We start from the raw sequence: 23,577 nt of genomic DNA, 5'->3' as shown, positions 1-23,577 counted from the left end.
CCTAACGGCCATGCGGGTCGTTTCCTCCTTTGAGACCGCCTTCGGCGGCACACCCGAGGGCGTCTGGCACGCCCCCGGCCGGGTCAACCTGATCGGCGAGCACACCGACTACAACGACGGCCTGGTGCTCCCCTACGCGGTGCCCTGGGGCGTCACGGCGGCGGTCGCCCGGCGGTCCGACGACCGGGTGCGGGTCGTGTCGGTCCAGTCGGGCGGCGGCCCGGTCGAGGAGGTCGCCGGATGGGCGGCCTACCCGATCGGCGTGGCCCTGACCATGCGCAAGGCCGGTCTGCCGGTCGGCGGCGCCGACATCGCGATCGACGGCGACGTGCCGCGCGGCGCGGGCCTGTCGTCGAGCGCGGCCCTGGAGGTCTCGGTCGCGCTGGCGCTGAACGACCTCTACGACCTCGGCCAGACCCCGATGGAGCTGGCCCTGCTGGGGCAGCGGGCCGAGAACGAGGTCGTCGGCATGCCCTGCGGCATCATGGACCAGGCCGCCTCGGCGCTCTCGAAGGAGGGCCACGTCCTGCTGCTCGACTGCCGCAGCCTCGGCAGCCGCGCGATCCCCTTCGACCTGCCCTCCCAGGGCCTCGACCTGGTCATCATCGACACCGGCGTCCACCACGAACTGGCCGACGGCCAGTACGCGAAGCGCCGGGCCGACTGCGAGAGCGCTGCCGCGAAGCTGGGCGTCGCGGCGCTGCGCGACGTCACCGACCTCGCCGGCGCCCTGTCCAGATTGAGCGGAGACGAGCGCAAACGCACCCAGCACGTCGTCACCGAGAACCACCGCGTGGAGGCCGTCGTCGGCCTCCTGCGGGCCGGCGCGGTGGCCGAGATCGGCGCGCTCCTGAACGCCTCCCACCTGTCGCTGCGCGACCAGTTCGAGGTGAGCTGCCCCGAGCTCGACGTGGCCGTCGAGTCGGCGATCAAGGGCGGCGCGCGGGGCGCCCGCATGACCGGCGGCGGCTTCGGCGGCTCGGCCATCGCCCTGGTCGCGGCCGACCGCGCCGACACCATGCGCCAGACGGTGACCGAGGCCTACGAGGCCAGGGGCTGGCGGTCCCCGGTCTTCCGCACCGCCGTCCCCTCGGCCGGGGCCCGCCGGCTCGGTTAACCCGCCTGCTCCGGGACCGCCCGCCGGTAGCGGTCGGCCAGCACGCCGAGCCGCTCGACGAGCTCGGGCGGCCCGGTGACCTCGAAGTCGGCGTCGAGCAGGCCGAGGTGGCAGGCCAGCATGTGGGGCGTGTCGGAGCCGACCTCGGCCACGCAGGCGTCGTCGCCCAGGGGTTCGACCGGCACGCCCGGCGGCAGCCGCTCGCGCACGTACGCGGCCGGCGCCCTGACGGTCACCCGCGCCCGGCACCGCCAGGTCGCGGTGGCCAGCCCGGTGGCGACGTGGCCTTCGAGGTCGCCGGCGGGATGCTCGCGCGGGGTGAACCGGGGGCCGTTCGGCGTCTTCAGTTCCATCCGGTCGACCCGGAAGGTGCGCCAGTCAGACCGGGCGACGTCCCAGCCGACCAGGTACCAGCGGCCCCGGCCGTGCGCGAGCCGGTGCGGCTCGACCTCGCGGCGGGCGGCCGCCCCGTCGTGGCCGGTGTAGTCGAACCGGAGCCGCTCGTGGTCGCGCACGGCCGCCGCGATGGCGGTGAGCGTGTCGGCGTCCACGCGCGGACCGGGCTGCGGCAGCGGCGCGAAGGAGGCGCGCAGCCCGTTGACGCGGCGGCGCACCCGCGCGGGCAACATCTGTTCCAGTTTGGTCAGCGCCCGCAGCGCGGCCTCCTCCAGGCCGGTGACCGCGCCCTGGGTGGCGCCCACCCGCAGCCCGACCGCGACGGCGACCGCCTCGTCGTCGTCGAGCAGCAGCGGCGGCACCTCCGCGCCGGGGCCGAGCCGGTAGCCGCCGGTGACGCCTCTGAGGCCCCTGACCGGGTAGCCGAGGCCGCGCAGGCGGTCCACGTCGTTGCGCACGGTGCGCGGGGTGACGCCGAGGCGCTCGGCCAGTTCGGGGCCGCTCCAGTCGCGCGGCGTCTGCAACAGGGAGAGCAGCCGCAGCAGGCGTTGTGCTGTGTCCGACATAAGGGAGATTCTGCCCGGATACAGGAACGGCTCGTTCCTGTATGCCTCGTAGATTCTGGGTCATGGACGACACCACCGAGATCCGCCCGTTCCGCGTCGACGTCCCCCCGGCCGACCTCGACGACCTGCGCGACCGCCTCACCCGCGCCCGCTGGCCCCGGCAGACCGGCGGCGCCGGCTGGGAGCGCGGGGTGCCCGCCGGCTATCTGCGGGAGCTGGCGGCGTACTGGGCGGACGGCTTCGACTGGCGGGCCCAGGAGAAGGCGCTCAACGAGCACCCGCAGTTCGTGACCACCATCGACGGCCAGGACCTGCACTTCCTGCACGTGCGCTCCCCCGAGCCCGGCGCGCTGCCGCTGCTGCTGTCCCACGGCTGGCCGGGCTCGTTCGCCGACTTCCTCGACGTGATCGGCCCGCTGACCGACCCCCGCGCGCACGGCGGCGACCCGGCGGACGCCTTCCACGTCGTGATCCCGTCGCTGCCGGGCTTCGGCTTCTCCAATCCGGTGCGGGAGCCGGGCTGGGGCAACCTGTTCCGGGTGGCCGCCGCGTTCGGGGAGCTGATGCGCCGCCTCGGCTACGAGCGGTTCGCCGCGCAGGGCGGCGACATCGGCGGCGGGGTGACCGCCCTGCTGCCCATGGCCGCCCCGGGCCGGGTGCTCGCCACCCACGTCAACGGCCCCTCGCCCTATCCGCTCGGCCCGGCCGTCGACCTCGACGGCCTGTCGGCCGCCGACAGGGAGCGCGCCGAACGCTTCAACGCCTTCCGGCTCGACGGCCTCGGCTATCTGCACCAGCAGTCGACCCGCCCGCGCACCCTGGCCTACTCCCTCAACGACTCCCCGATCGGGCAGCTGGCGTGGATCGCGGAGAAGTTCCGGGAGTGGACGGACCCCGCCGCCGCCCTGCCCGAGGACGCGGTCGGCCGCGACCGGCTGCTCACCACCGTGAGCCTCTACTGGTTCACCGGCTCCGGCGCGTCGTCGGCCGACATCCTCTACGAGGGCATGCGGGCGTACCTGGAGATGGCTTCGACCGGCGACCAGGGCGGCTGGTCGGCGATGCCCCTGCCGCCGCAGGGCGTGGCGGTGTTCGCGGCCGACCTGACGGTCCGGGCCCTCGCCGACCCGGCCGGCGCGGTCGCCCACTGGTCGGAGTTCGACCGGGGCGGCCACTTCCCCGCGATGGAGACGCCCGATCTCCTGGTCGGCGACCTGCGCACGTTCCTCCGCGCCGTGCGAGGAGGGGCATGAGCGACTGGACGCCCGTCGGCCACGGCGAATCGGGCGCGCAGGTGTTCCGCTCGGCCGACGGCGCCCGCTACGCCAAGTGGGGCCCCGTCGCCGACCTGACTGCCGAACGCGACCGCCTCGCCTGGCTGGCCGGGCACGACGTGCCGGGCCAGCGGGTGCTCGACTGGCAGGCGGCCGGAGACCGGGCCCGCCTGGTCACCTCGGCCGTCGGGGGCGTGCCCGCCGACCGGCTGTCACCCGCCGGGCTGGAGACCGCCTGGGAGTCCGTCGCCGAGGCGGTACGCCGCCTCCACGGCCTCCCCGGCTGCCCCTTCTCCCGCGGCCTCGACCGGATGCTCGCGCTGGCCGAGGACGTCGTCGCGCGCGGCGCGGTCAATCCCGACTTCCTGCCCGAGGAGCAGGCCGGCACCCCGCCGCGCGAGCTCCTGGCCCGCCTGAGGCCGGAGATGGGCCTGCGCAGGGCGCAGGAGGCCCGCGACGAGGTCGTCTGCCACGGCGACCTGACGCTGCCCAACATCCTCGTCGACCCCGCGACGCTGACCGTGACGGGCTTCGTCGACGTGGGCCGGCTGGGCCGGGCCGACCCGCACGCCGACCTGGCCCTGCTGTTCGCCACCGCCGACGAGATCAGGCCCGGCCTGCCGCGTACGGGCCTGTTCGGCCTCGACCCCGATCCCGACCGGATCCGGTTCTACCTGCACCTCGATCCGCTCACCTGGGGCTGACGTCCTGCCGCCGGGCTACCCCGTGAAGGGCGGGAACTCCGGCGGGCGTTTCTCCAGGTAGCTGGCCACGCCCTCGGCGAAGTCGGGGCGGCCGAACGACTCGGCCATCAGCCTCTCGGCGGCGGTCCGGGAGTCGTCGAGGCCGAGGTCCCAGTCGCCCCAGACCTGCCGCTTGATCACGGCCATCGAGGCGGGCGAGCTGTTGCGGGCCAGATCGCGGGCGTAGTCGCCCACGACGCCCGCCAGCTCCTCCCGGGGCACGGCGCGCAGCGCCAGGCCCAGACCGGCCGCCTCCTCCCCCGTGAAGGTGCGGCCGGACAGCAGCAGGTCGAGGGCGCGGGCCTGGCCGACGAGCTTCGGCAGCACCCACGCGAGGCCGTATTCGGCGATCAGGCCGCGCCGGGAGAAGGCGGTCGTCCACTTCGCCTCGGCGGCCGTGAAGACCAGATCGCAGACGAGGGCGTGCACCATGCCCAGCCCGGCGCAGGCGCCGTTCACGGCCGCGATGACGGGCTTGCGCACCGAGACCGGGAAGGTGTTCGGGCGCCGCTCCGTGAACGCCTCCAGCGTGCCGTCCTGCAGGGCGGTCAGCGTCTGGAAGTCGGCCCCGGCGCAGAAGCCGCGCCCGGCCCCGGTCACCACGATCACCCGCACCGCCGGGTCGCGCTCGGCCTCGGTGAGCAGGTCGAAGTAGCGGGTCCCGAGGGCCTCGGTCCACGCGTTGAGCCGCTCGGGGCGGTTGAAGGTCAGCGTCAGGACGCCGTCGGCGAGGTCGCTCAGCACCAGGTCACTCACGAATATTGTTCTACTACAGCCCCCGGTGGTGGGTGAAGGACGGCCGCAGGGCCACGTCGTCGTAGTAGCGGTGGAACACCGGCGTCAGCGCCCCCGACAGCGGCGGCACGATCCACGACCAGTCGGCCGGGCAGACCCGGCCCGAGCGCTCCTCCTTCTCCAGGTGGGTCAGGAACCGTCTGGCCTCGGTGTGGTGGTCGGTCATGGTCACCCCGGCCTCGGCGAAGGAGTGCAGCACGGCCACGTTGAGCTCGACGAGCGTGTGGTCGCGCCACAACGTGCGGTCGCTGGAGGTGTCCATGCCGAGCCGCCGGGCGATCACCGGGAGCTGGTCGTAGCGGCCCGCGTCGGCGAGGTTGCGGGCGCCGATCTCGGTCCCCATGTACCACCCGTTGAACGGCGCCGCCGGGTAGCAGACGCCGCCGATCTCCAGGCACATGCCGGAGATCGCCGGGACGGCGTGCCAGCGCAGCCCCAGCTCCGCGAACCACGGATAGTGGGGATGGATGATCGGCACCTCCAGGATCGCGTCGGGCGGCAGCTCCCGCATCTCCACGTGGTCCTTCACGTCGATCAGCAGCGGCAGCACGTCGAACCGGCCGCCGCGGCCCTCCCAGCCGAGCGCACGGGCCTCGCGCGTCAGCGCCAGGTGCGACGGGTCGCCGACCACCTCGCCGTCGCGCTCGTAGCCGGCGTACCGGATCAGCTGGTCGTTGCGGATCCGGGCGGCGCGCTGGCCGGGCCGGTCGGGGGCGAACACGGTGATCGTCGGCCGGATGCGGCCGCCGTTGGTCGCCTCGCGCAGATGGGCGACGCACTCGTCGGCGATCGCGTCGGCCGTGTCGACCTCACGCCGGTCGCGGACGCGCAGCGACTGCCAGTAGAGCCGCCCGATGCACCGGCCGCTGTTGCGCCAGGCCACGCGCGCGCCGAACGTCAGTTCGTCGAGCGTGTGGGTGTAGGTGCCGGTCCGCTCGATCTCGGCCGCGACCTCCCGCAGCCGCGCCTCGACAGGGCCGGCCGAGGGCACCTCGGCATGGTGCAGCCGGACGAACTCCTCCGCCTCCCGCCAGTCGGCCTCCTCACCGCTTCTTGCCTCGTCGGTTCTCTTCCACCACGTCCGCATCGCGACTTTCCCCTCGCGGATCGCCGGTGGCCGTTCCGGGCGGCGACGACGACCCTCGTGGCGGTGGCCCTCTCCCCACCGCCGGTGCGTAGTTTGGTCCGCGGCGACCACGCCTGCCGTTTGGGCAGATTCATAGCGCGAGCCACGACCGGCCTTCGGCCGTCCGCGTCTCGCTCAGGGCGCCGACACATTTTCTGCGCTTGCACCCGGATTTGTCATCTATATCTGTGCATCGCCCGCCACGGAGCGTCAAGAGCCGGGGAGTGTACGCGCACACGAAGAAGCCCCGGTCTGATCTCTCAGACCGGGGCTTCTGGCAGCTCCCGCGATAGGACTCGAACCTATAACCTGCCGGTTAACAGCCGGCTGCTCTGCCGATTGAGCTACACGGGATCGTGCGGTGCTCCGCTGCCTTGCGGCTTTCCTTGCGGCGCGGAACTAGATTAGCGCACTCGGGGGGTGCTCTGTCACATCCATTGGCGCGCCCTTTGACGGAGCCCGGTTTGGATAGATGCACACCCATTGGGTAGGGGCCGGAGTAGCGAAGCGCGGAGGTGGAAGATGCGGTACAAGGTGATGTTCGCCGCCGGGCTGGGTCTTGGATACGTCCTGGGCACCCGCGCCGGGCGTGAGCGCTACGAGCAGATCGTGCGAGCCACGAAGAGGGTGTCCGACAGCCCCGCCGTCCAGGAGGCGGCCGGACTGGTGGGAGCCCGCGTGTCGAAGATGACCGTGGCGGCCAAGGACAGGGTCCCGTTCCTGCGTAAGCCTGACCCCTGGGACGGGGAGACCACAGCCGGCCCGACAGGCTGGCCGGACCCAGAGGTCAACCGGATCACCTGACGACGAGACGGCGAAGGCCCGCCCCCGGGATCGTGGGGCGGGCCTTCGTGACGTCTCAGACGCCGAGGCTCCGGCGCACCTGCTCCAGGGCCTGTTCGGCGGCGGCCAGCACGCCGGGGTCGCCGCCGTCGAGCCCGTCGTCGAACGCCAGTTCCCATTCGATGGTGTCGGTGCCGGCGAGCCGCCGGGCGATGAAGCGAACCCCCGCGTTCGCGGTGAGTTTCACATAGCGGTTGGCGACGATGGAGTTCTGCACCCTTTCGCGGATGGTTTCCGGCAAGAAGCCGGGCTCCTCGATATCCACCCGATAAACGCCGCCCGTAACCGTCGTGATGTTCATCCCGGTTTCGTCCCAGGAGGCCTTGTCGACGGTGTGCCAGGGCACCCGTTCGCCGCCGGGCAGGTGCAGCGCCACGAAGGTCGCGACGGCGTAGCCGCCCGACGGCGTGGCGGCGTAACTCAGCACCCGCTCCCCGGCGAGACGGGAGCGGACGTCGGCGGGCAGGCGGTTCCCGAACAGAGGCACGCCTGAAATCTACCGGCCCGCACCCCGGAGTGGAGCGCGGGCCCGGTGACGTGGACGGTCAGTCGAGGTAGTCGCGGAGCATCTGGGCGCGCGTCGGGTGACGCAGCTTGGCGAGCGTCTTGGACTCGATCTGGCGGATGCGTTCCCGGGTCACCCCGAACTCCCGCCCGACCTCCTCCAGCGTGCGCGGATGCCCGTCGGCCAGGCCGAACCTGAGCTGGATGATGCGCTGCTCCCGCTCGGACAACGTGGCCAGGATGTCGTCGAGCTGGTCTTGCAGCATGATGAACGCGGCGGCCTCGATCGGCACCACGGCGTCGGCGTCCTCGATGAAGTCGCCGAGGTCGGAGTCTTCCTCGCCGATGGGCGACTGGAGCGAGACCGGCTCCTGGGCGATGCGCTGGATCTCGATGACCCGGTCGATCGGCAGGTCCATCTCGGCGGCGATCTCCTCGGGCGCGGGTTCACGGCCGAGGTCCTGGTGCAACTGACGCTGCACCCGCACCAGCTTGTTGATCGTCTCCACCATGTGGACGGGAATTCGAATGGTCCGCGCCTGATCGGCGATGGCCCTCGTGATCGCCTGCCGAATCCACCAGGTCGCATAAGTCGAGAACTTGTAGCCCTTGGTGTAGTCGAATTTCTCGACCGCGCGAATCAATCCGAGATTGCCCTCTTGAATGAGATCGAGGAATAACATTCCCCGGCCCACATATCTTTTCGCGATGGAGACGACGAGCCGCAGGTTCGCCTCGATGAGACGCTGCTTGGCCCGCACGCCCTCCCACACGAGATCTTCGAACTCGGGCCGGGCCACCCGGATCGCGGGGCTCTCACAGAGCTTGTCCTCCGCGAAGAGGCCGGCCTCGATGGCCTTGGCGAGTTCCACCTCCTCCTCGGCGGTGAGCAGCGGAACCCGGCCGATCTCCCGCAGGTAGATCCTTACCAGGTCGCTGGTCGGCGCCCTCTTACCGACGTCTTCCTCGTCTGGCTTGGACGTCTCTTCGTCGCCTTGCGGCTCGAGGACCTCCACTCCGTTCTCGGCGAGCATGCGCACGACGCGCTCCAGCGCGTCGGCCTCAAGCCCGGATCGGTCGAGCGCGGCGGCCACGTCGTCAACCGTGACGCTCCCGCGCTCCCTTCCCTTCACGACGAGCTCGGCCACCTGGTCTACCGATGGCGGCCCGCTTGGCAGCACCGATGCACCCACGGAACACAGTCTGCGGTATAACCACAACAAAACGGCAGGCCTATTTTTGTCACCGAAGGTTAGATCTGCGTCATTACCGAATCGATATCAAACCCGTGTTTCGCCTCTGTGAGGGGCGGAAAGGAATTGATATTCACGCCCCGGCCGCGCGTTCTCTCAACACGCGTCGTTGCTGTTCGAGGGCCACGAGTTCGGCGAACATGCGGTTGTAGTCGCCCTGTTCGTCGATCGGGTTGAGCCGCTGCATCCGCGCCTTCAGCGCGTCGAGCTGACGACCCACCGTGACCTCTTGCAGCTTGGCCAGAACCGCCGTGCCGTAGCGCTCCTCGCCGTTCGTCTCGACCTTCACCGGGTCGACCGCGAGGCGGGTCAGCAGCTGCCTGAGATCGTCGGAGACGGCCGCGAGGAGGATCTCGACCCACTCGCGCCCGCCCGGCCCGCCGGCGGCCGTGCCGCCGCAGGAGGCGATCAGCTGGAACAGGGCGGCGTGGTCGGCGACGCCGAACGCGGCGGGGCCCAGGGCGTCGAACTCCGGGCCGAGCAGGGCCGGGCGCTGGACGGCCAGCTTGAGCGCCTCCAGCTCCAGGCGGGCGACCGGGTCGAGCGGGGCCTGGGCGGCCTTTTTCTCGGGCCGGGCGGCCTCGGCCGGGCGGGCGGCGATCTCGGTGACCCGCTCGACGACCAGGCGCTCGTTCATGAAGCCGAGCCAGCGGTCGAGGTCGACGGCGTACATGTGGCGCAGCGCCTTGTCCTTGATCGAGGCGACCACGGGGGCGGCGGCGTCGAGGGCCGACAGGCGGCCCTCGTTGGTGCTCGTGTCGTAGCGGCCGATCACGCTGCGGATGGCGAAGGCGAACAGCGGCTCGCGGCTGGCCACCAGGTCGCGGACCGCCGCGTCGCCCTTCTGCACCCGCAGGTCGCAGGGGTCGAGCCCGTCGGGCTGCACGGCCACGAAGGTCTGGGTGACGAACTTCTGCTCGTCCTGGAACGCCCGCAGGGCGGCCTTCTGCCCGGCCGAGTCGCCGTCGAAGGTGAAGATGACCTCGCCCTGGCCCTGGTCGAACAGGATGCGGCGCAGCACCTTGATGTGGTCTTCGCCGAACGCGGTGCCGCAGGTCGCCACGGCGGTCGGCACCCCCGCCAGGTGGAGGGCCATCACGTCGGTGTAGCCCTCGACCACGACCGCCTGGGAGCGTTTGGAGATCTCGCGTTTGGCCAGGTCGATGCCGTAGAGCACGGAGCTCTTGTGGTAGATCGGGCTCTCGGGGGTGTTCAGGTACTTGGGGCCGTCGTCGGCCTCGATGAGCTTGCGGGCGCCGAACCCGATGACGTCGCCGGTGATGTCGCGGATCGGCCAGATCAGCCGGCCGCGGAACCGGTCGATCGGCCCCCGGCGGCCCTCGCGGGCCAGCCCGCCCTTGATCAGCTCCTGGACGCTGAAACCCCGCCCCATCAGGTGACGCGACAGCGCCTCCCACTCGTTGGGGGCGTACCCCACCCCGAAGTGGTCGGCGTCGGCCCGCTCGAACCCGCGCTCCGACAGGAACCGGCGGGCGACCGCGGCCTCGGGCGAGGTCAGGTTGGAGACGTAGAACTCGGCGGCGGCCCGGTGGGCCTCGATCAGCCGCGACCGCTCCCCCTGCTGCCGGCCCGGCACGTAGCCGCCCTGCTCGTAGCGGAGCTGGATGCCGGCCCGCCCGGCCAGCCGCTCGACCGACTCGGCGAAGGTCAGCGCGTCGATCCGCTGGAGGAAGGAGATGACGTCGCCGCCCTCGGAGCAGCCGAAGCAGTAGTACATGCCCCGCGCGGGGGTCACGTTGAACGAGGGCGACTTCTCGTCGTGGAACGGGCACAGGCCCTTGAGGTTGCCGCCTCCGGCGTTGCGGAGCTGGACGTATTCGCCGATCACGTCGGCGATCGGGGAACGCTCCCTGACGAGGGCGATGTCGTCATCGCTGATCCGGCCTGCCACGCCGTGAGTCTAGTCACCCGCGCCGGGCAGCTTGACGCCCAGCGGCCCGACCTCGACGGGCTGCACGGGCTTGCGGGTCGGCTGCGGGCGCTGCGGCCGTTCGACGCCCTTCACCTCGGGCTTGGCCGAGCAGGCCACCGAGCACGCCGGGAGCGGTCCGGTCTTCTTCCGGACCTCCTTCATCTCGTGCGCGGGAGAGTAGGTGCGGTTGCCGTTGCGCCACGCGTCGAGGTAGTCCCACGGCTCGACCATGCCGCGCCTGATCCACCACTCGTTGGCGTCGGTCTTCCAGGTGACCGCGAAGTAGAGGTTGCTGGCGGTGTCGCGGGCGTTGCCGGTGTTGCCGACCGTGCCGAGGGTCTGGCCCGCCTTCACCTTCTTCCCGGGCACGACGCCCTCGGCCACCGTGTCGAGGTGCCCGCCGAGGTAGAGCACGCCGTCGTCGCCCAGCAGGGTGACGTAGCGGCCCTCGCGGTCGCCGCCGCGGTCGGTCGAGGGCACCCAGCGGTTCTGGACGTTCACCTCGCGGACGGTCCCGGAGACCGGGGCCACGAAGGCGCAGCCCCTGTCGGCCCAGATGGTCGTCTTGGGCAGCACGAGGAGCTTGCGCGCGTAGGAGACCTTGCAGCCCTTGACGGGGAAGGCGTACTCGAACTTCGACAACTTCGGCGGCGGCAGCAGCACCGGCTCGTCGCCGGTGGGCGGCACCGCCGCCGAGATGAACGCCGGCTCGTGGGTCGCGCCGGGGTCGTCGAGCGCCGCACCCGGCGCGGGCGCGGCGGGTGGGTGGGTGCTGACGCCCGCGACACCCGCCGGACCGCTGCACGCGGCGGTCAGAAAGGCCAGCACGAGGAGGGTCGAGGTCCCCGGTCGCATGATCTCCACCCTGGTGACGTTATCTGACGTGACATGACCCAACGGCCGGTTTGGACCGAAGGTGAGGTCATCCTGCCAAAGGCGTCTCGGGGTCGGCCAGTCGCTTCGGGTCGACGGTGTCGCCGTTTCTGATCAGTTTCTGGATGTCGCCGACCACGTCCCACACGTTGACGTTCATGCCCGCGATCACCCGGCCCTCGCGCAGCCAGAAGGCGATGAACTCCAGGTCGGACCCGCGGACGACCAGGTCGTCGGCGCCGGTGATGTCGCCGGAGAACTCCATGCCGATCTCGAACTGGTCGGTGTAGAAGTAGGGGACGCGGTCGTAGACGACGTCCTGGCCGAGCATCGCCTTGGCGGCCACCGGGCCCTGGTTGAGGGCGTTGGCCCAGTGCTCGACCCTGATGCGGCGGTTCAGCAGGGGGTTGAACGCCTCGGCGACGTCGCCGGCGGCGAAGATGTCCGGGTCGCTCGACCGGAGGGCGGCGTCCACGAGGATGCCCGAGCCGATCTCCAGGCCGGCGTCGCGGGCCAGTTCGACGTTGGGGGCGGCGCCGATGCCGCCGATCACCTCGTCGGCGGGGATCGCCTCGCCGCTCTCCAGGATCACCTCGCGCACGTGGCCGTCGCCGGCCAGCCGGGCGACCTTCGCGCCGAGGCGCAGGTCGACGCCGTTGCGGCGGTGCACGCCCGCGAAGACCTGGCCCATCTCGGGGCCCAGCGTCCGATGGAGCGGGGTCGGCTCGGGCTCGATCACGGTGACGTCGCAGCCGGCCTTGCGGGCCGCGGCGGCGGTCTCCAGGCCGATCCAGCCGCCGCCGATCACCACCACGCCGCCGCCGTGGGCGAAGGCGGCCTTGAGGGCCTGGCTGTCGGCCACGGTGCGCAGGTAGTGGACGCCGTCGAGGTCGGCGCCCTCGAAGGGCAGCGGGCGCGGGGTGGCGCCGGTCGCGATCAGCAGCTTCTCGTACGCCACCCGCTCGCCCGTCCCCAGCACCACCTCGCGGGCCGCCCGGTCGATCGCGGTGGCGGCCGTGCCGAGCCGCAGGTCGACGTCGTGCTCGCGGTACCAGCCCTCGGGGTGGACGTACACCTTCTCGAGTTCCGCGGCGCCCTGGAGGTAGCCCTTGGACAGCGGCGGGCGTTCGTAGGGGCGTTCGTGCTCGGCGCCGAGGAGCGTGACGCCGCCCTCGTAGCCCTCCTCGCGGAGGGTCGCGGCGGCTTTGGCTCCGGCCAGGCCGGCTCCGATGATGACGAACATTCGTGCTCCTTTACGCGCTCCGGGCGGACAACATCCGGTGCATCGCGGTGGCGGACGCGTCGGTCAGCGACGCGATCTGGTCGATCACCGCCCGCAGCCGTCCCGCGTCGTCCCTGGCGTTCTCGAACGCCGGGCGCAGGGCGGGCTGGAGGGTGTGGGGGGCGCCCAGCATGGTGAGCGAGGTCAGCTCGGCCAGCAGTTCGCGCTGCCGGGCCCGGACCGTCTGGTTGTCGGCCTCCCCGATCACGAACCGCACGGTGACGCCCTTGAGCAGGGCGCACTCCAGCCGGGTGACGTGGGGCACGATCAGGTCGGCGTCGTGGCGGCCGGCCTCGTCGAGGACGTAGGCCTCCCGGGTGGCGTCCTGGGCGCGGCGGCAGAAGCGGCCGATGAGCGTGCTGGTGAGCTGCTTCAGCGCGGCCAGGTCGGGGAAACCGCCGTCGAACCGGCCGGGCCACAGGGGCTCGCCGATCAGGCGGGTGAAGGTCTCCTCGAGCTCGTTCAGGTCGGCGTCGGGCAGGTACCACTCCTGGGTGAGCTTGCAGACCTCCAGGCGCTCGGCCGGGTCGCGCAGCATGCCGGGGGTGACGTAGCCGCTGTGCAGGGCGTCTTCGAGGTCGTGGACGGAGTAGGCGACGTCGTCGGCCCAGTCCATGATCTGGGCCTCGAAGCTCACCGAGCCGGGCGGGGCGCCCTGCCTGACCCAGTCGAAGATCTCCATGTCGTCGGGGTAGACGCAGAACTTCTCCCCGCACGACCGGTCCCACGGGTACTTGATCGCGGCGTCGAGGGTGGCCCTGGTCAGGTTGAGGCCGGCGTTGAACCCGTCCTCGGTGATGACCTTGGCCTCCAGCCGGGACAGCAGCCGGAGGCTCTGGGCGTTGCCCTCGAAGCCGCCCGCGCGCTCGGCGATCTGGTTCAGCGCGAACTCGCCGTTGTGGCCGAACGGCGGGTGGCCCAGGTCGTGGGCCAGGCAGGCGGTCTCCACCAGGTCGGGGTCGCGGTTCAGGGCCTTGCCCATCTCACGGCCGATCTGGGCGCACTCGAGGGAATGGGTCAGGCGGGTGCGCGGGCTGTGCATCATCTGGTCGACCGGCGCCACCACCTGGGTCTTGCTGGCGAGGCGGCGCAGGGCGTCGCTGTGGAGCACCCGGGCGCGGTCGCGTTCGAACGGGCTGCGCTCCGGATTCCCCGGCGGCTCGGGAACCCAGCGTGCCTCGTCGTGCTGGTCATATGGCCTCACGGCTCCCCCTTTCGTCGCGGCGAGGGAGCTAGAAGGTACCCGCAAATATCGACCTTCACGACAAACGCGCTGGAAACATCTGATTGCCTGAGTCGCCGGGGCGTGTTACAAAGCGAGCCGCGGACGGCCGGAGGCCGGCCGCGGCTCGCGTCCGGAATCTGCCTTAGAGACAGGCCGCGCGCCCTGCTTCCAGCCGGGCCACGGGGACCCGGAACGGAGAGCACGAGACGTAGTCGAGGCCGATCTCGTGGCAGAACCGCACCGAGGCCGGGTCGCCGCCGTGCTCGCCGCAGATGCCGAGCTTGAGGCCGGGCCGGGCCCGGCGGCCCTCCTCGACGGCCACGCGCATGAGGCGGCCGACGCCGTCGCGGTCGAGCGACTCGAACGGCGAGACGCCGAAGATGCCCTTGTCGAGGTAGGTGCCGAAGAACGCCGCCTCGACGTCGTCGCGGGAGAAGCCCCACGTCATCTGGGTCAGGTCGTTGGTGCCGAAGGAGAAGAACTCGGCCGCCTCGGCGATCTGCCCGGCGGTCAGGGCCGCGCGCGGCACCTCGATCATGGTGCCGATGAGGGCGTCCACGCCGACCTCGGCGAGGATGCGCCGGGCCTCCTCGCGCACGCTCTCCAGTTCCTGTACGGCCCCCACGAGCGGGATCATGATCTCGGGTCTGGCGTCGTCGCCCGCCTTGGCGGCCTCGGCGATGGCCCGCACCTGCATCGCGAACAGGCCGGGCACGACGAGCCCGAGGCGGACCCCGCGCAGGCCGAGCATCGGGTTCTGCTCGTGCAGGCGCTGCACGGCCTCCAGCAGGCGGCGGTCCTTCTTGGTGCCCTTGCCGGTGGCGATCTTGACCGACAGGTCGATGATGTCGGGCAGGAACTCGTGCAGCGGCGGGTCGATCAGCCGGATCGTCACCGGCCGGCCCTTCATCGCGGCGAACAGCCCGGCGAAGTCGGCCTTCTGGAGCGGCTCCAGGGCGTCGAGGGCGGCCTGCCGCTCCTCGGCGGTGTGGGCCAGGATCAGGTCCTCGATCAGCACCCGGCGGTCGCCGAGGAACATGTGCTCGGTCCGGCACAGGCCGATGCCGCTGGCCCCGAACCGGCGGGCCCGCGCGGCGTCGTCGGGGGTGTCGGCGTTGGCGCGCACGTCCAGGCGGCGGCGCTCGTCGGCGTGCCGCATGATCGTGTCGACGGCCCGCACCAGTTCGTCGCCGGAGGGGGTGCCCTCGAAGTACTCCACGACCGGCGACGCCACCACGGGCACCTCGCCCAGGTAGACGCGGCCGTTGCCGCCGTCGATCGAGATGACGTCGCCCTCCTCGACGACGACGTCGCCGACGGTGAACCGGCCCGCCTTGGCGTCGACCTCGATCTCCTCGGCGCCGCAGACGCACGTCTTGCCCATCCCGCGGGCGACCACGGCCGCGTGGGAGGTCTTGCCGCCGCGTGAGGTCAGCACACCCCGGGCGGCGATCATGCCGGCCAGGTCGTCGGGGTTGGTCTCGCGGCGCACCAGGATGACGTCCTCGCCCTCGGCCGCCAGTTCGGCGGCGCGGGCCGAGGAGAACACGGCCTTGCCGACGGCCGCGCCCGGGGAGGCGTTCATGCCCCGGGTCAGCACGGTGTTGCCGTGGTCGGCGGCGAAGCGCGGGAACATCAGCTGGGCCAGCTGGTCGCCGGTGACCCTTCGCAGCGCCTCGTCGAGATCGATCAGGCCCTCGTCGACGAGCTGGGTGGCGATGCAGAAGGCGGCCCCGGCGGTGCGCTTGCCGACCCGGGTCTGCAACATCCAGAGCTTGCCGCGCTCGATGGTGAACTCGATGTCGCACAGGTCGCGGTAGTGGCCTTCGAGCTTGGCCATGATCTCCATGAGCTCGGCGTAGGAGTGCGGGTCGATCTCCTGGAGGTCCTGGAGCGGGACGGTGTTGCGGATGCCCGCCACGACGTCCTCGCCCTGGGCGTTCTGCAGGTAGTCGCCGTAGACGCCCTGGTGGCCGGTGGCGGGGTCGCGGGTGAAGGCGACGCCGGTGCCCGAGTCCATGCCGAGGTTGCCGAACACCATCGCGACCACGTTGACGGCCGTGCCGAGGTCGGCCGGGATGCGCTCCTGGCGGCGGTAGAGGATCGCGCGGGGGGCGTTCCAGGAGCCGAAGACGGCCTTGATGGCCAGCTCCATCTGCTCCTCGGGGTCTTCGGGGAAGTCGCGGCCCTTCTCCCGGCGCACGATCTCCTTGTAGGTGCCGACCAGCGCCCTGAAGTCGCCGGCGGTCAGGTCGAGGTCGGTGCGGCCGGCCTTGAGCTCGTCGATGGCCTCCTCGAACAGGTCGCCGTCGACGTCCATGACCGTCTTGCCGAACATCTGGATCAGCCGCCGGTAGGAGTCCCACGCGAACCGCTCGTCTCCGGCCTGGCGGGCCAGGCCCAGCACGGAGCGGTCGTTCAGGCCGATGTTGAGGACGGTCTCCATCATGCCGGGCATCGAGAACTTGGCCCCCGAGCGCACCGACACGAGCAGCGGGTCGTCGGGGTCGCCGAGCTTCTTGCCCATCGCCGCCTCGAGCTTCTCGAGGTGGGTGCCGATCTCCTCGGCGGGCACCGACCCGTCGTCCATGTACGCCCGGCACGCCTCGGAGGTGATCGTGAACCCGGGCGGGACCGGCAACCCGAGGTTGGTCATTTCCGCGAGATTCGCGCCCTTGCCCCCGAGGAGGTCCTTCAGGTCTTTGTTTCCTTCGGTGAAGTCATAGACGAGCTTCGGCACGGTCTCCTCCAGGGGCCCAATTAATCGCGGAACCACCCCGCGAGCGGGACTCTACCGATTAAGCAGAGCATGAAACCTCACGCCTGTCACACATAAGTGTTCCCGCAGGCAGGGAGGGTAGAACCGGTCTAATCCAATTCCCCAGAACGTAAAGAACGGCCGTTTTTTCACAAGACCATGATTGGTCTGAACCAATTCGTCTGCGCGCATTGTTCCGACCCCCGGGAATTGGTCGAGACCAATGCCCTGTTATCGTGGAAACACCCTCCGACAAGATCCCATTCCGGAGGGTGACGAATGAGCCGAGCGAAGTTGGTCGGGATCGCCCTGGTGGCGATGACCGGGGTCGGCGGAGGCGGCGGGCCGGTCGAGCCGGCCGGTCTGGCCTGGGCGGCCTGCGCCGAGGCGCCGGCGGCGCCCTTCCAGTGCGCGACGCTGACGGTGCCCCTCGACTACGCCGATCCGGGCAAGGGCACCCTCGACCTGGCCGTGATCCGCGCCAAGGCGACCGGGCCGCGCATCGGGTCGCTGGTGCTCAACTTCGGCGGCCCCGGCGGCTCGGGGGTGACCACCCTGCTCGCCTCGGGCGGCGCGTTCGGGTCCCTCAACCGGAGCTACGACCTGGTGAGCTTCGACCCGCGCGGGGTCGACCGCAGCAGCGGCATCCAGTGCCTGCCGCCCCGGGAGTTCGAGGAGTTCCTGGAGGCCGAGCCGTCGCTCGACGAGGACACCGAGCGGGACCTGTCGGTCGAGTTCGTGGAGGGCTGCCAGAAGAACGCCGGGCGCATCCTCCCCTACGTCGGCACCGTGAACGCCGCCAAGGACATGGAGCTGCTCCGGCAGGCCATCGGCGACCCGAAGCTCAACTACCTGGGCTTCTCCTACGGCACCCACCTGGGCGCCACCTACGCCACGCTCTACCCGCAGAAGACGGGCCGGATGGTGCTCGACGCGGCCCTCGACCCGACGGTCGGCCTGCTCGACCAGTCGCGCACGCAGGTGCTGGGCTTCCAGAAGGCGTACGAGAACTACCTGGCCGACTGCAAGAAGCAGCCGCAGGGGTGCCCGTTCGGCGGGAACGCGGAGGTGGTGGCCCTGCTCGACCGGCTCGACAAGACTCCGCTGGTGGTGAACGGCCGGAAGGTGACCGACGACACCGTCAGGGCCGCCATCGGCGAGGCGCTCTACAGCAAGCTGAGCTGGCCCCTGCTGACCGAGGCGCTGACCGCCGCGATCAAGGGCGACGGCGTGGGCGTGCAGACGCTCGCCGACCAGTACGCCGGCCGCCAGCCCGACGGCACGTACAACACCCTGCTGTCGTCGCTGAACGCGGTGCTCTGCGCCGACACCACCGAACGGCCGACCTTCGCGCAGGCGGAGGAACTGGCCAAGGACCTGTCGAAGGTCTCGCCGATCTTCGGCCCGGACGCCGCCAGCGCCGGCATCTGCAGCGTGTGGCCGGTGCCGGGCGAGGACAGCAACAAGCGGGTGAGCTCGCGGGGCACCCAGTATCCGGTGCTGGTCGTCGGGGCGGTCAACGACCCGGCCACGCCGTACGTGTGGGCTCCGAAGCTCACCTCGGAACTCGGCAACGCGGTGCTGCTCACGTTCGAGGGCGAGGGCCACGGGGCCTACGGCCAGACGCTCTGCGTGACCGGGATCGTGGACGCCTACCTGCTCAACGGGACGGTGCCCGCGAAGGGCACCGTCTGTCCGGCGACCTAGTCGTTGAGGTGCTGACGCAGGTAGGACTCGACCTGGTCGAGCGCGATGCGCTGCTGCGCCATCGTGTCGCGCTCGCGGATCGTCACCGCGTGGTCGTCGAGGGTGTCGAAGTCGACGGTGATGCAGAACGGGGTGCCGATCTCGTCCTGACGGCGGTAACGGCGGCCGATCGCGGCGGCGTCGTCGAAGTCGACGTTCCAGCGGCGGCGCAGCTGGGCGGCCAGGTCTTTCGCCTTCGGGGTGAGGTCGGCGTTGCGCGACAGCGGCAGCACCGCGACCTTGACCGGCGCGAGCCGGTGGTCGAGGCGCATGACCGTGCGGTCTTCCATGACGCCCTTGGCGTTGGGGGCCGAGTCGACGGTGTAGGCGTCGAGCAGGAAGGTCAGCGTGGCGCGGTCGACGCCGGCCGCCGGCTCGATGACGTAGGGGACGTAGCGCTCCCCGCTCTCCTGCTCGAAGAACGACAGGTCGGTGCCGGACGCCTTGCCGTGGCTCGACAGGTCGAAGTCGGTGCGGTTGGCGATGCCCTCGAGCTCGCCCCACTCGGCGCCGGTGAAGTTGAAGCGGTATTCGATGTCGACGGTCCGCTTCGAGTAGTGGGACAACTTCTCCTTGGGGTGCTCGTAGAGCCGGAGGTTGTCCTTGGAGATGCCGAGGTCGACGTACCAGCGCAGGCGCTCGTCGATCCAGTACTGGTGCCACTCCTCGTCGGTGCCGGGCTTGACGAAGAACTCCATCTCCATCTGCTCGAACTCGCGGGTGCGGAAGATGAAGTTGCCCGGGGTGATCTCGTTGCGGAACGACTTGCCCTGCTGGCCGATGCCGAACGGGATCTTCTTGCGGGCCGACTGCTGCACGTTCAAGTAGTTGATGAAGATGCCCTGCGCGGTCTCGGGGCGCAGGTAGGCCAGGCCCGACTCGTCTTCGACCGGGCCGAGGTAGGTCTTCAGCAGGCCGGAGAACTGCTTGGGCTGGGTGAAGGCGCCCTTGTTGCCGCAGTTGGGGCAGGTGATGTCGGCCAGGCTCGCGGGCGGGTTGCCGTGCTTCTCGGCGTAGGCCTCTTCGAGGTGGTCGGCGCGGTAGCGCTTGTGGCACGCCTGGCACTCGGTCAGCGGGTCGGTGAAGGTCTCGACGTGGCCGCTGGCCTGCCAGACCTCACGGGCCAGGATGACGCACGAGTCGAGGCCGACGACGTCGTCGCGGCCCTGCACCATGGTCTTCCACCACTCGCGCTTCACGTTGTTCTTGAGCTCGACACCCAGTGGCCCGTAGTCCCAGGACGCCCGCAGACCGCCGTAGATCTCGCTCGACGGGTAGACGAGCCCGCGGCGTTTGGCGAGACTGACGATGGTGTCCATGACGTCGGCGCGACGTGCCATGAGTAGTGCTCCATCCGGCTGGGTGTCGGCGATGGGAAAACGGGAATGGCGCAAGCTTAGTGGCCTCAGCCCTTCGGGTAGACCTGCTCGAACGCCCCGGGCTCGTTGATCATCAGGGTCATCAGCGGATACATCGTCATGCGGGCCGCCGACAGGGCGCGGCGGTAGAACCCGGCCCCCTCCCACTCGCTGACCAGCGCCCACAGGTTGGGCTCGTCGACCGAACGGCCCACCTGCCCGCGCAGGAAGCCGCTCTGGGCCGAGAAGAGGTCGATCACCTCGCGGGCGTGCAGTTCGAACTCCTCGGCCCTGGCTTCGGGCACCGAATAGCGGATTACGGCCAGCATGAGCCCAGCATGCCATCAGCGGGGGCTCTTCCACCTGCCAGTAACCTCGACGGGTGGCCAACCGTCGACCCCGCCATCCGCTCGCGCAGCCCCAGAAGAAGAAAAAGGCCCCGCGGCCGCTGCCGCCCGGCGAGCAGTTCTTCACGCCCGGCGCGACCGGGCTGCGCAAGACCGTCGAGACCCGCAGCGCGCCGCTGCTCGTCTTCCTCTACCAGATGCCGAAGTGGCTGCTGCCCGTCGTGCTGGTGGCCTTCTTCATCGGCGGCTTCGCCCTGCCCGACTGGCGCGGCGGCCTGTGCATGCTGCCGGTGATCGCCTTCACGGGCTGGCTCGCCTACCTCTCGTGGCCCTCCCTGCGGGTGGGCGCGCGGGTGCTGCGCCTGGCGCTCCTGGCGTTCCTGCTGGCAGTCGCCGCGACGCAGTTCCTCTAGGCAGATTCCGGAGCGCGTGTCACGGTCGGCCTCCGGCCGCCCGCGACACGCTTCGGGTCCTTCTGAACCGTTTTGACAATCATTTTCATTTTCTGGCACACTCGATCGGGTGATGCCCGGAAATGTTGTGCGTTTCATCGCCGGATCCACCCTTGTCCTGACCGCCGCCTGTGGAGGCACCACGGCGGCCGAGTCGGGCAAGCCGGTGGTCGACGCTGCTTTCTTCCCTCTTCAGTGGCTCTCCGAGCAGGTCGGCGGCGCCGACGTGACTGTCGAGGGCCTGACCAAGCCCGGGGTCGAACCCCACGACCTCGAACTGACCCCGCAGCAGGTGGCCGGCGTGGCCAAGGCCTCTCTGATCGTGTACGTCAAGGGGGTGCAGCCCGCCGTCGACGAGGCGGTGGCCCAGCACGCCGCCGAACGCGGCTTCGACGCGGCGACGGCCGTGCCCACCCTTGAGGCCGTCCACTCCGAGGAGGAAGAGGAGGAGCACGGCCACGAGGGCGAGGAGATCGCCTACGACCCCCACCTCTGGCTCGACCCCTCCCGCATGGCCACGATCGCGACCGCGCTGGGCGGGCGCCTGGCCGAGGCCGATCCGGCCCACGGGGCGGCGTACAAGGAACGGGCGAAGCAGACCGCGGCGGCGCTGACCACCCTCGACGCCGAGTTCGCCAAGGGCCTCGCGACCTGCGCCAACCGGACCATCGTCACCGCGCACACCGCCTTCGGCTACCTGGCCGACCGCTACAAGCTCGAACAGGTCGGAATCGGGGGCATCGACCCCGACGCCGAGCCGTCTCCTGCCCGTTTGGCCGAGGCCGCCCGGATCGCGAAGGAGAAGAAGGTGACTACCATTTTCACCGAGGAGCTCGTCAGCCCGAAGGTCGCCGAGGTCCTCGCGAGCGAGGTCGGGGCCAAGACGGCGGTTCTCAACCCGCTGGAGAGCCCTCCCCAGGGTGGTGACTACATCTCCGGCATGACCGCCAACCTCTCCGAACTCCGCACCGCACTCGGCTGCCAGTGACCGGAAGGCGACCCATGAGCACGGCTTTCGACATGACCGCGGGTCAGGTGACGATCGACGGCAGGAAGATCCTGCGCGGCGTCGACCTGACCGTCGACGACGGCGAGGTCGTGGCCGTGCTGGGCGCCAACGGTTCCGGCAAGTCGACCCTGGTCCGCTCCCTGCTCGGGGTCCAGCCCCTCTCCGGCGGCACCACCCTGCTGTACGGCCGCCCGCCCGCCCGCTTCCGTGAATGGTGGCGCATCGGCTACGTGCCCCAGCGGCTGTCGGTCGGCGGCGGGGTGCCGGCGACGGTCCGCGAGGTGGTCGCCTCGGGCCGGATCGCCCGGCAGCGGCGCGGCCGCCTCACCAGCGCGGCCGACCGGCAGGCGGTCGCGGCGGCGCTGAACGAGGTCGGCCTGTCCGACCGCGCGGGCGACCCCGTGTCGTCGCTCTCGGGCGGCCAGCAGCAGCGGGTGCTGATCGCCCGCGCGCTGGCCGGGGAGCCCGACGCGTTCGTGCTCGACGAGCCGACGGCCGGGGTCGACGCCGGCAGCCAGAAGATGCTCGCCGAGACCCTGTCGGGCCTGGTCGACCGCGGCAAGACGGTGGTCCTGGTCGCCCACGAGCTCGGCCCGCTGGAGCCGCTGATCAGCAGGGCGGTCGTGCTCAACCAGGGCTGCAAGGTCCACGACGGCGCCCCGCCCACGGCGGTCGGCGCCCACGCGCTCCCGGGCCACGACCACGTCCACCCCCATGAGCCCGAGCCGGCGGAGAGCGGCCTGCCCAGCTGGGTGCTCGCCCAGGAGAAGGCATGACCATCTTCGACCTCGACTTCATGCGCTACGCCCTCGTGGCGGCCGTCATGGTGGGGCTGACCGCGCCCGCCGTCGGCACGTTCATCGTGCAGCGGCGGCTGGCCCTGCTCGGCGACGGCATCGGCCACGTGGCGCTGACCGGCGTGGCCCTCGGCTTCCTCACCGGCACCGCGCCGGTCGCGACCGCCGTCGTGGTGGCCGCGCTGGGGGCGGTGGCGATCGAGATGGTCAGGGCCCGGGGCAAGACCAGCGGCGACGTCGCGCTGGCCCTGCTGTTCTACGGCGGCCTGGCCGGCGGCGTGATGATCATCTATCTGACGCCCGGCGAGAGCACCGCGTCGCTCAACTCCTACCTGTTCGGCGCGATCACCAGCGTCGACTCGACCGACCTGTGGGTCATCGCGGGCCTCGCGGTGGCCGTCCTGGCGTTGCTGGCGGTCTTCGGGCGGGAGCTGTTCGTGCTCTGCCAGGACGAGGAGGTGGCCAAGGCCAGCGGCCTGCCGGTCAGGTTCCTCGGCCTGCTCATCGCCGTGATCGCGTCGGTGACGGTGGTCGTCGCCATGCGCGCGGTCGGCCTGCTGCTCGTCAGCGCGCTTATGGTTGTGCCGGTGGCCACCTCACAGCAGCTCACCCGGAGCTTCCGGACCACCATGGCGCTGTCGATGGTCTTCGGTGTGCTCGCCACCGTGGGCGGTCTGACGTCGTCGTTCTACCTCGACGTCCCTTCGGGGGCGACGATCGTGCTGCTCGCCCTCGCCGGGTTCGCGGTCGCGCTCGGGATCGGTAGATTCGTGAGGCGGAGCCGTACAGGGGAGTCGACAGCATGAGCAGAAGCCGCGACGCGGTGCACGAGATCCTTCGACAGAGCGCCGCGTTCCGCAGCGCGCAGGACATCTTCACCGAGATGCGCGCCGACGGCTCGAAGATCGGCCTGACCACCATCTACCGCGCCCTCCAGGCGCTCAACGACGACGGCCGGGTCGACGTCCTGCGCACCGACGACGGCGAGGCCGTCTACCGCGCCTGCGCCACCTCCGCCCACCACCACCACCTGGTCTGCCGCGGCTGCGGCCTGACCGTCGAGGTCGACGGCCCCGACGTCGAGGTATGGGCCGAGCGGGTCGGCGCCGAGCACGGCTTCACCGCCATCACCCACACCGTCGAGGTGTTCGGCACCTGCGGGGCGTGCGCGAAGGGTTAG

The 23,577-nt window shown here is 71.0% G+C and carries 22 protein-coding genes and 1 tRNA gene; 10 read left to right on the top strand and 13 right to left on the bottom strand.

Features of this window, described 5'->3' with window-relative positions:
* The first annotated feature begins 10 nt into the window (after nucleotides 1–10).
* The gene (gene galK / locus AW274_RS35615; protein ID WP_062442570.1) at nucleotides 11–1,117 is read left to right on the top strand and encodes a galactokinase; all 1,107 of its coding nucleotides are present in this window, start codon (nucleotides 11–13) and stop codon (nucleotides 1,115–1,117) included.
* On the opposite strand, the gene AW274_RS35610 is transcribed toward galK, so the two are convergent.
* Nucleotides 1,114–2,079 (bottom strand): helix-turn-helix transcriptional regulator, encoded by a 966-nt coding sequence (locus tag AW274_RS35610; RefSeq protein ID WP_062442567.1) that lies wholly within the window; start codon nucleotides 2,077–2,079, stop codon nucleotides 1,114–1,116. The two genes, galK and AW274_RS35610, sit on opposite strands and share 4 nt — an antisense overlap.
* A gap of 62 nt (nucleotides 2,080–2,141) precedes the next feature.
* Between AW274_RS35610 and AW274_RS35605 the strand changes: the two genes are divergently transcribed.
* Together AW274_RS35605 and AW274_RS35600 are read left to right on the top strand one after the other, a co-directional pair.
* On the top strand, nucleotides 2,142–3,332 hold the full coding sequence (locus AW274_RS35605) for an epoxide hydrolase family protein (RefSeq protein WP_062442562.1): 1,191 nt from the start codon (nucleotides 2,142–2,144) through the stop codon (nucleotides 3,330–3,332).
* Nucleotides 3,329–4,057, top strand: coding sequence for an aminoglycoside 3'-phosphotransferase (locus AW274_RS35600; protein WP_062442559.1), 729 nt, complete (start codon nucleotides 3,329–3,331; stop codon nucleotides 4,055–4,057). Before AW274_RS35605 ends, AW274_RS35600 begins: the two co-directional genes overlap by 4 nt.
* 15 nt (nucleotides 4,058–4,072) lie before the next feature.
* Here the strand turns inward: AW274_RS35600 and AW274_RS35595 are convergent, their stop codons facing one another.
* The 3 genes from AW274_RS35595 to AW274_RS35585 form a co-directional block, all read right to left on the bottom strand.
* On the bottom strand, nucleotides 4,073–4,852 hold the full coding sequence (locus AW274_RS35595) for an enoyl-CoA hydratase-related protein (protein WP_062442554.1): 780 nt from the start codon (nucleotides 4,850–4,852) through the stop codon (nucleotides 4,073–4,075).
* Between the two features lie 13 nt (nucleotides 4,853–4,865).
* Nucleotides 4,866–5,978: a nitric oxide synthase oxygenase gene (locus AW274_RS35590; protein WP_062442552.1), complete on the bottom strand. Its 1,113-nt coding sequence runs from the start codon at nucleotides 5,976–5,978 to the stop codon at nucleotides 4,866–4,868.
* 320 nt (nucleotides 5,979–6,298) lie between these two features.
* A tRNA-Asn gene (locus tag AW274_RS35585) sits at nucleotides 6,299–6,371 on the bottom strand.
* A 168-nt stretch (nucleotides 6,372–6,539) separates the two neighbouring features.
* Here AW274_RS35585 and AW274_RS35580 point away from each other — a divergent pair.
* Entirely contained in the window at nucleotides 6,540–6,821 is a 282-nt protein-coding gene (locus AW274_RS35580) for a hypothetical protein (protein ID WP_061294580.1), read from the top strand.
* A gap of 55 nt (nucleotides 6,822–6,876) precedes the next feature.
* On the opposite strand, the gene AW274_RS35575 is transcribed toward AW274_RS35580, so the two are convergent.
* From AW274_RS35575 to ppdK, 7 genes are all read right to left on the bottom strand, one after another.
* Nucleotides 6,877–7,347: a hypothetical protein gene (locus tag AW274_RS35575; RefSeq protein ID WP_062442547.1), complete on the bottom strand. Its 471-nt coding sequence runs from the start codon at nucleotides 7,345–7,347 to the stop codon at nucleotides 6,877–6,879.
* Nucleotides 7,348–7,405: 58 nt separating this feature from the next.
* On the bottom strand, nucleotides 7,406–8,557 hold the full coding sequence (gene rpoD, locus AW274_RS35570; protein WP_439648806.1) for an RNA polymerase sigma factor RpoD: 1,152 nt from the start codon (nucleotides 8,555–8,557) through the stop codon (nucleotides 7,406–7,408).
* A 133-nt stretch (nucleotides 8,558–8,690) separates the two neighbouring features.
* On the bottom strand, nucleotides 8,691–10,529 hold the full coding sequence (dnaG, locus tag AW274_RS35565; RefSeq protein ID WP_062442543.1) for a DNA primase: 1,839 nt from the start codon (nucleotides 10,527–10,529) through the stop codon (nucleotides 8,691–8,693).
* A gap of 9 nt (nucleotides 10,530–10,538) precedes the next feature.
* The gene (locus AW274_RS35560) at nucleotides 10,539–11,405 is read right to left on the bottom strand and encodes a M23 family metallopeptidase (protein WP_062442861.1); all 867 of its coding nucleotides are present in this window, start codon (nucleotides 11,403–11,405) and stop codon (nucleotides 10,539–10,541) included.
* A 67-nt stretch (nucleotides 11,406–11,472) separates the two neighbouring features.
* Nucleotides 11,473–12,666 (bottom strand): NAD(P)/FAD-dependent oxidoreductase, encoded by a 1,194-nt coding sequence (locus AW274_RS35555; protein ID WP_062442540.1) that lies wholly within the window; start codon nucleotides 12,664–12,666, stop codon nucleotides 11,473–11,475.
* Between the two features lie 10 nt (nucleotides 12,667–12,676).
* Nucleotides 12,677–13,909, bottom strand: a complete 1,233-nt coding sequence (locus tag AW274_RS35550; protein ID WP_157520910.1) for a deoxyguanosinetriphosphate triphosphohydrolase — start codon at nucleotides 13,907–13,909, stop codon at nucleotides 12,677–12,679.
* A gap of 163 nt (nucleotides 13,910–14,072) precedes the next feature.
* Nucleotides 14,073–16,670, bottom strand: a complete 2,598-nt coding sequence (gene ppdK / locus AW274_RS35545) for a pyruvate, phosphate dikinase (RefSeq protein ID WP_062442532.1) — start codon at nucleotides 16,668–16,670, stop codon at nucleotides 14,073–14,075.
* A 297-nt stretch (nucleotides 16,671–16,967) separates the two neighbouring features.
* Here ppdK and AW274_RS35540 point away from each other — a divergent pair, with 297 nt between their 5' ends.
* A complete protein-coding gene (locus AW274_RS35540) occupies nucleotides 16,968–18,395 on the top strand; it encodes an alpha/beta hydrolase (protein WP_063813866.1) in 1,428 nt (475 codons plus the stop codon).
* On the opposite strand, the gene AW274_RS35535 is transcribed toward AW274_RS35540, so the two are convergent.
* On the bottom strand, nucleotides 18,392–19,774 hold the full coding sequence (locus AW274_RS35535; protein WP_198169564.1) for a glycine--tRNA ligase: 1,383 nt from the start codon (nucleotides 19,772–19,774) through the stop codon (nucleotides 18,392–18,394). The genes AW274_RS35540 and AW274_RS35535 overlap by 4 nt on opposite strands.
* A 65-nt stretch (nucleotides 19,775–19,839) precedes the next feature.
* The gene (locus tag AW274_RS35530; RefSeq protein ID WP_030450688.1) at nucleotides 19,840–20,121 is read right to left on the bottom strand and encodes an antibiotic biosynthesis monooxygenase family protein; all 282 of its coding nucleotides are present in this window, start codon (nucleotides 20,119–20,121) and stop codon (nucleotides 19,840–19,842) included.
* Between the two features lie 53 nt (nucleotides 20,122–20,174).
* Here AW274_RS35530 and AW274_RS35525 point away from each other — a divergent pair, with 53 nt between their 5' ends.
* From AW274_RS35525 to AW274_RS35505, 5 genes are all read left to right on the top strand, one after another.
* Nucleotides 20,175–20,552, top strand: a complete 378-nt coding sequence (locus AW274_RS35525) for a DUF6703 family protein (protein WP_062442522.1) — start codon at nucleotides 20,175–20,177, stop codon at nucleotides 20,550–20,552.
* A gap of 127 nt (nucleotides 20,553–20,679) precedes the next feature.
* Complete coding sequence (locus AW274_RS35520; protein ID WP_232320647.1) at nucleotides 20,680–21,579, top strand: metal ABC transporter substrate-binding protein; 900 nt, start codon at nucleotides 20,680–20,682, stop codon at nucleotides 21,577–21,579.
* Between the two features lie 14 nt (nucleotides 21,580–21,593).
* Nucleotides 21,594–22,376 carry a metal ABC transporter ATP-binding protein gene (locus tag AW274_RS35515; RefSeq protein ID WP_062442515.1) on the top strand — a complete coding sequence of 261 codons (783 nt, stop codon included), beginning with the start codon at nucleotides 21,594–21,596 and terminating at the stop codon, nucleotides 22,374–22,376.
* Nucleotides 22,373–23,203 (top strand): metal ABC transporter permease, encoded by an 831-nt coding sequence (locus AW274_RS35510; protein WP_062442512.1) that lies wholly within the window; start codon nucleotides 22,373–22,375, stop codon nucleotides 23,201–23,203. Before AW274_RS35515 ends, AW274_RS35510 begins: the two co-directional genes overlap by 4 nt.
* Complete coding sequence (locus AW274_RS35505) at nucleotides 23,200–23,577, top strand: Fur family transcriptional regulator (protein ID WP_062442509.1); 378 nt, start codon at nucleotides 23,200–23,202, stop codon at nucleotides 23,575–23,577. Before AW274_RS35510 ends, AW274_RS35505 begins: the two co-directional genes overlap by 4 nt.

The organism is Herbidospora daliensis (assembly GCF_001570585.1).
Classification (GTDB): domain Bacteria; phylum Actinomycetota; class Actinomycetes; order Streptosporangiales; family Streptosporangiaceae; genus Herbidospora; species Herbidospora daliensis.
This window is presented reverse-complemented; position numbering and strand designations above follow the sequence as displayed.

Coding starts and splice junctions, on each gene's coding strand:
- AW274_RS35535 (WP_198169564.1), bottom strand. CDS start 19,774: ATGGCACGTCGCGCCGACGTCATGGACACCATCGTCAGTCTCGCCAAA.
- galK (WP_062442570.1), top strand. CDS start 11: ATGCGGGTCGTTTCCTCCTTTGAGACCGCCTTCGGCGGCACACCCGAG.
- AW274_RS35510 (WP_062442512.1), top strand. CDS start 22,373: ATGACCATCTTCGACCTCGACTTCATGCGCTACGCCCTCGTGGCGGCC.
- AW274_RS35515 (WP_062442515.1), top strand. CDS start 21,594: ATGAGCACGGCTTTCGACATGACCGCGGGTCAGGTGACGATCGACGGC.
- AW274_RS35560 (WP_062442861.1), bottom strand. CDS start 11,405: ATGCGACCGGGGACCTCGACCCTCCTCGTGCTGGCCTTTCTGACCGCC.
- AW274_RS35600 (WP_062442559.1), top strand. CDS start 3,329: ATGAGCGACTGGACGCCCGTCGGCCACGGCGAATCGGGCGCGCAGGTG.
- AW274_RS35605 (WP_062442562.1), top strand. CDS start 2,142: ATGGACGACACCACCGAGATCCGCCCGTTCCGCGTCGACGTCCCCCCG.
- AW274_RS35580 (WP_061294580.1), top strand. CDS start 6,540: ATGCGGTACAAGGTGATGTTCGCCGCCGGGCTGGGTCTTGGATACGTC.
- AW274_RS35590 (WP_062442552.1), bottom strand. CDS start 5,978: ATGCGGACGTGGTGGAAGAGAACCGACGAGGCAAGAAGCGGTGAGGAG.
- AW274_RS35530 (WP_030450688.1), bottom strand. CDS start 20,121: ATGCTGGCCGTAATCCGCTATTCGGTGCCCGAAGCCAGGGCCGAGGAG.
- AW274_RS35540 (WP_063813866.1), top strand. CDS start 16,968: ATGAGCCGAGCGAAGTTGGTCGGGATCGCCCTGGTGGCGATGACCGGG.
- AW274_RS35555 (WP_062442540.1), bottom strand. CDS start 12,666: ATGTTCGTCATCATCGGAGCCGGCCTGGCCGGAGCCAAAGCCGCCGCG.
- AW274_RS35610 (WP_062442567.1), bottom strand. CDS start 2,079: ATGTCGGACACAGCACAACGCCTGCTGCGGCTGCTCTCCCTGTTGCAG.
- AW274_RS35505 (WP_062442509.1), top strand. CDS start 23,200: ATGAGCAGAAGCCGCGACGCGGTGCACGAGATCCTTCGACAGAGCGCC.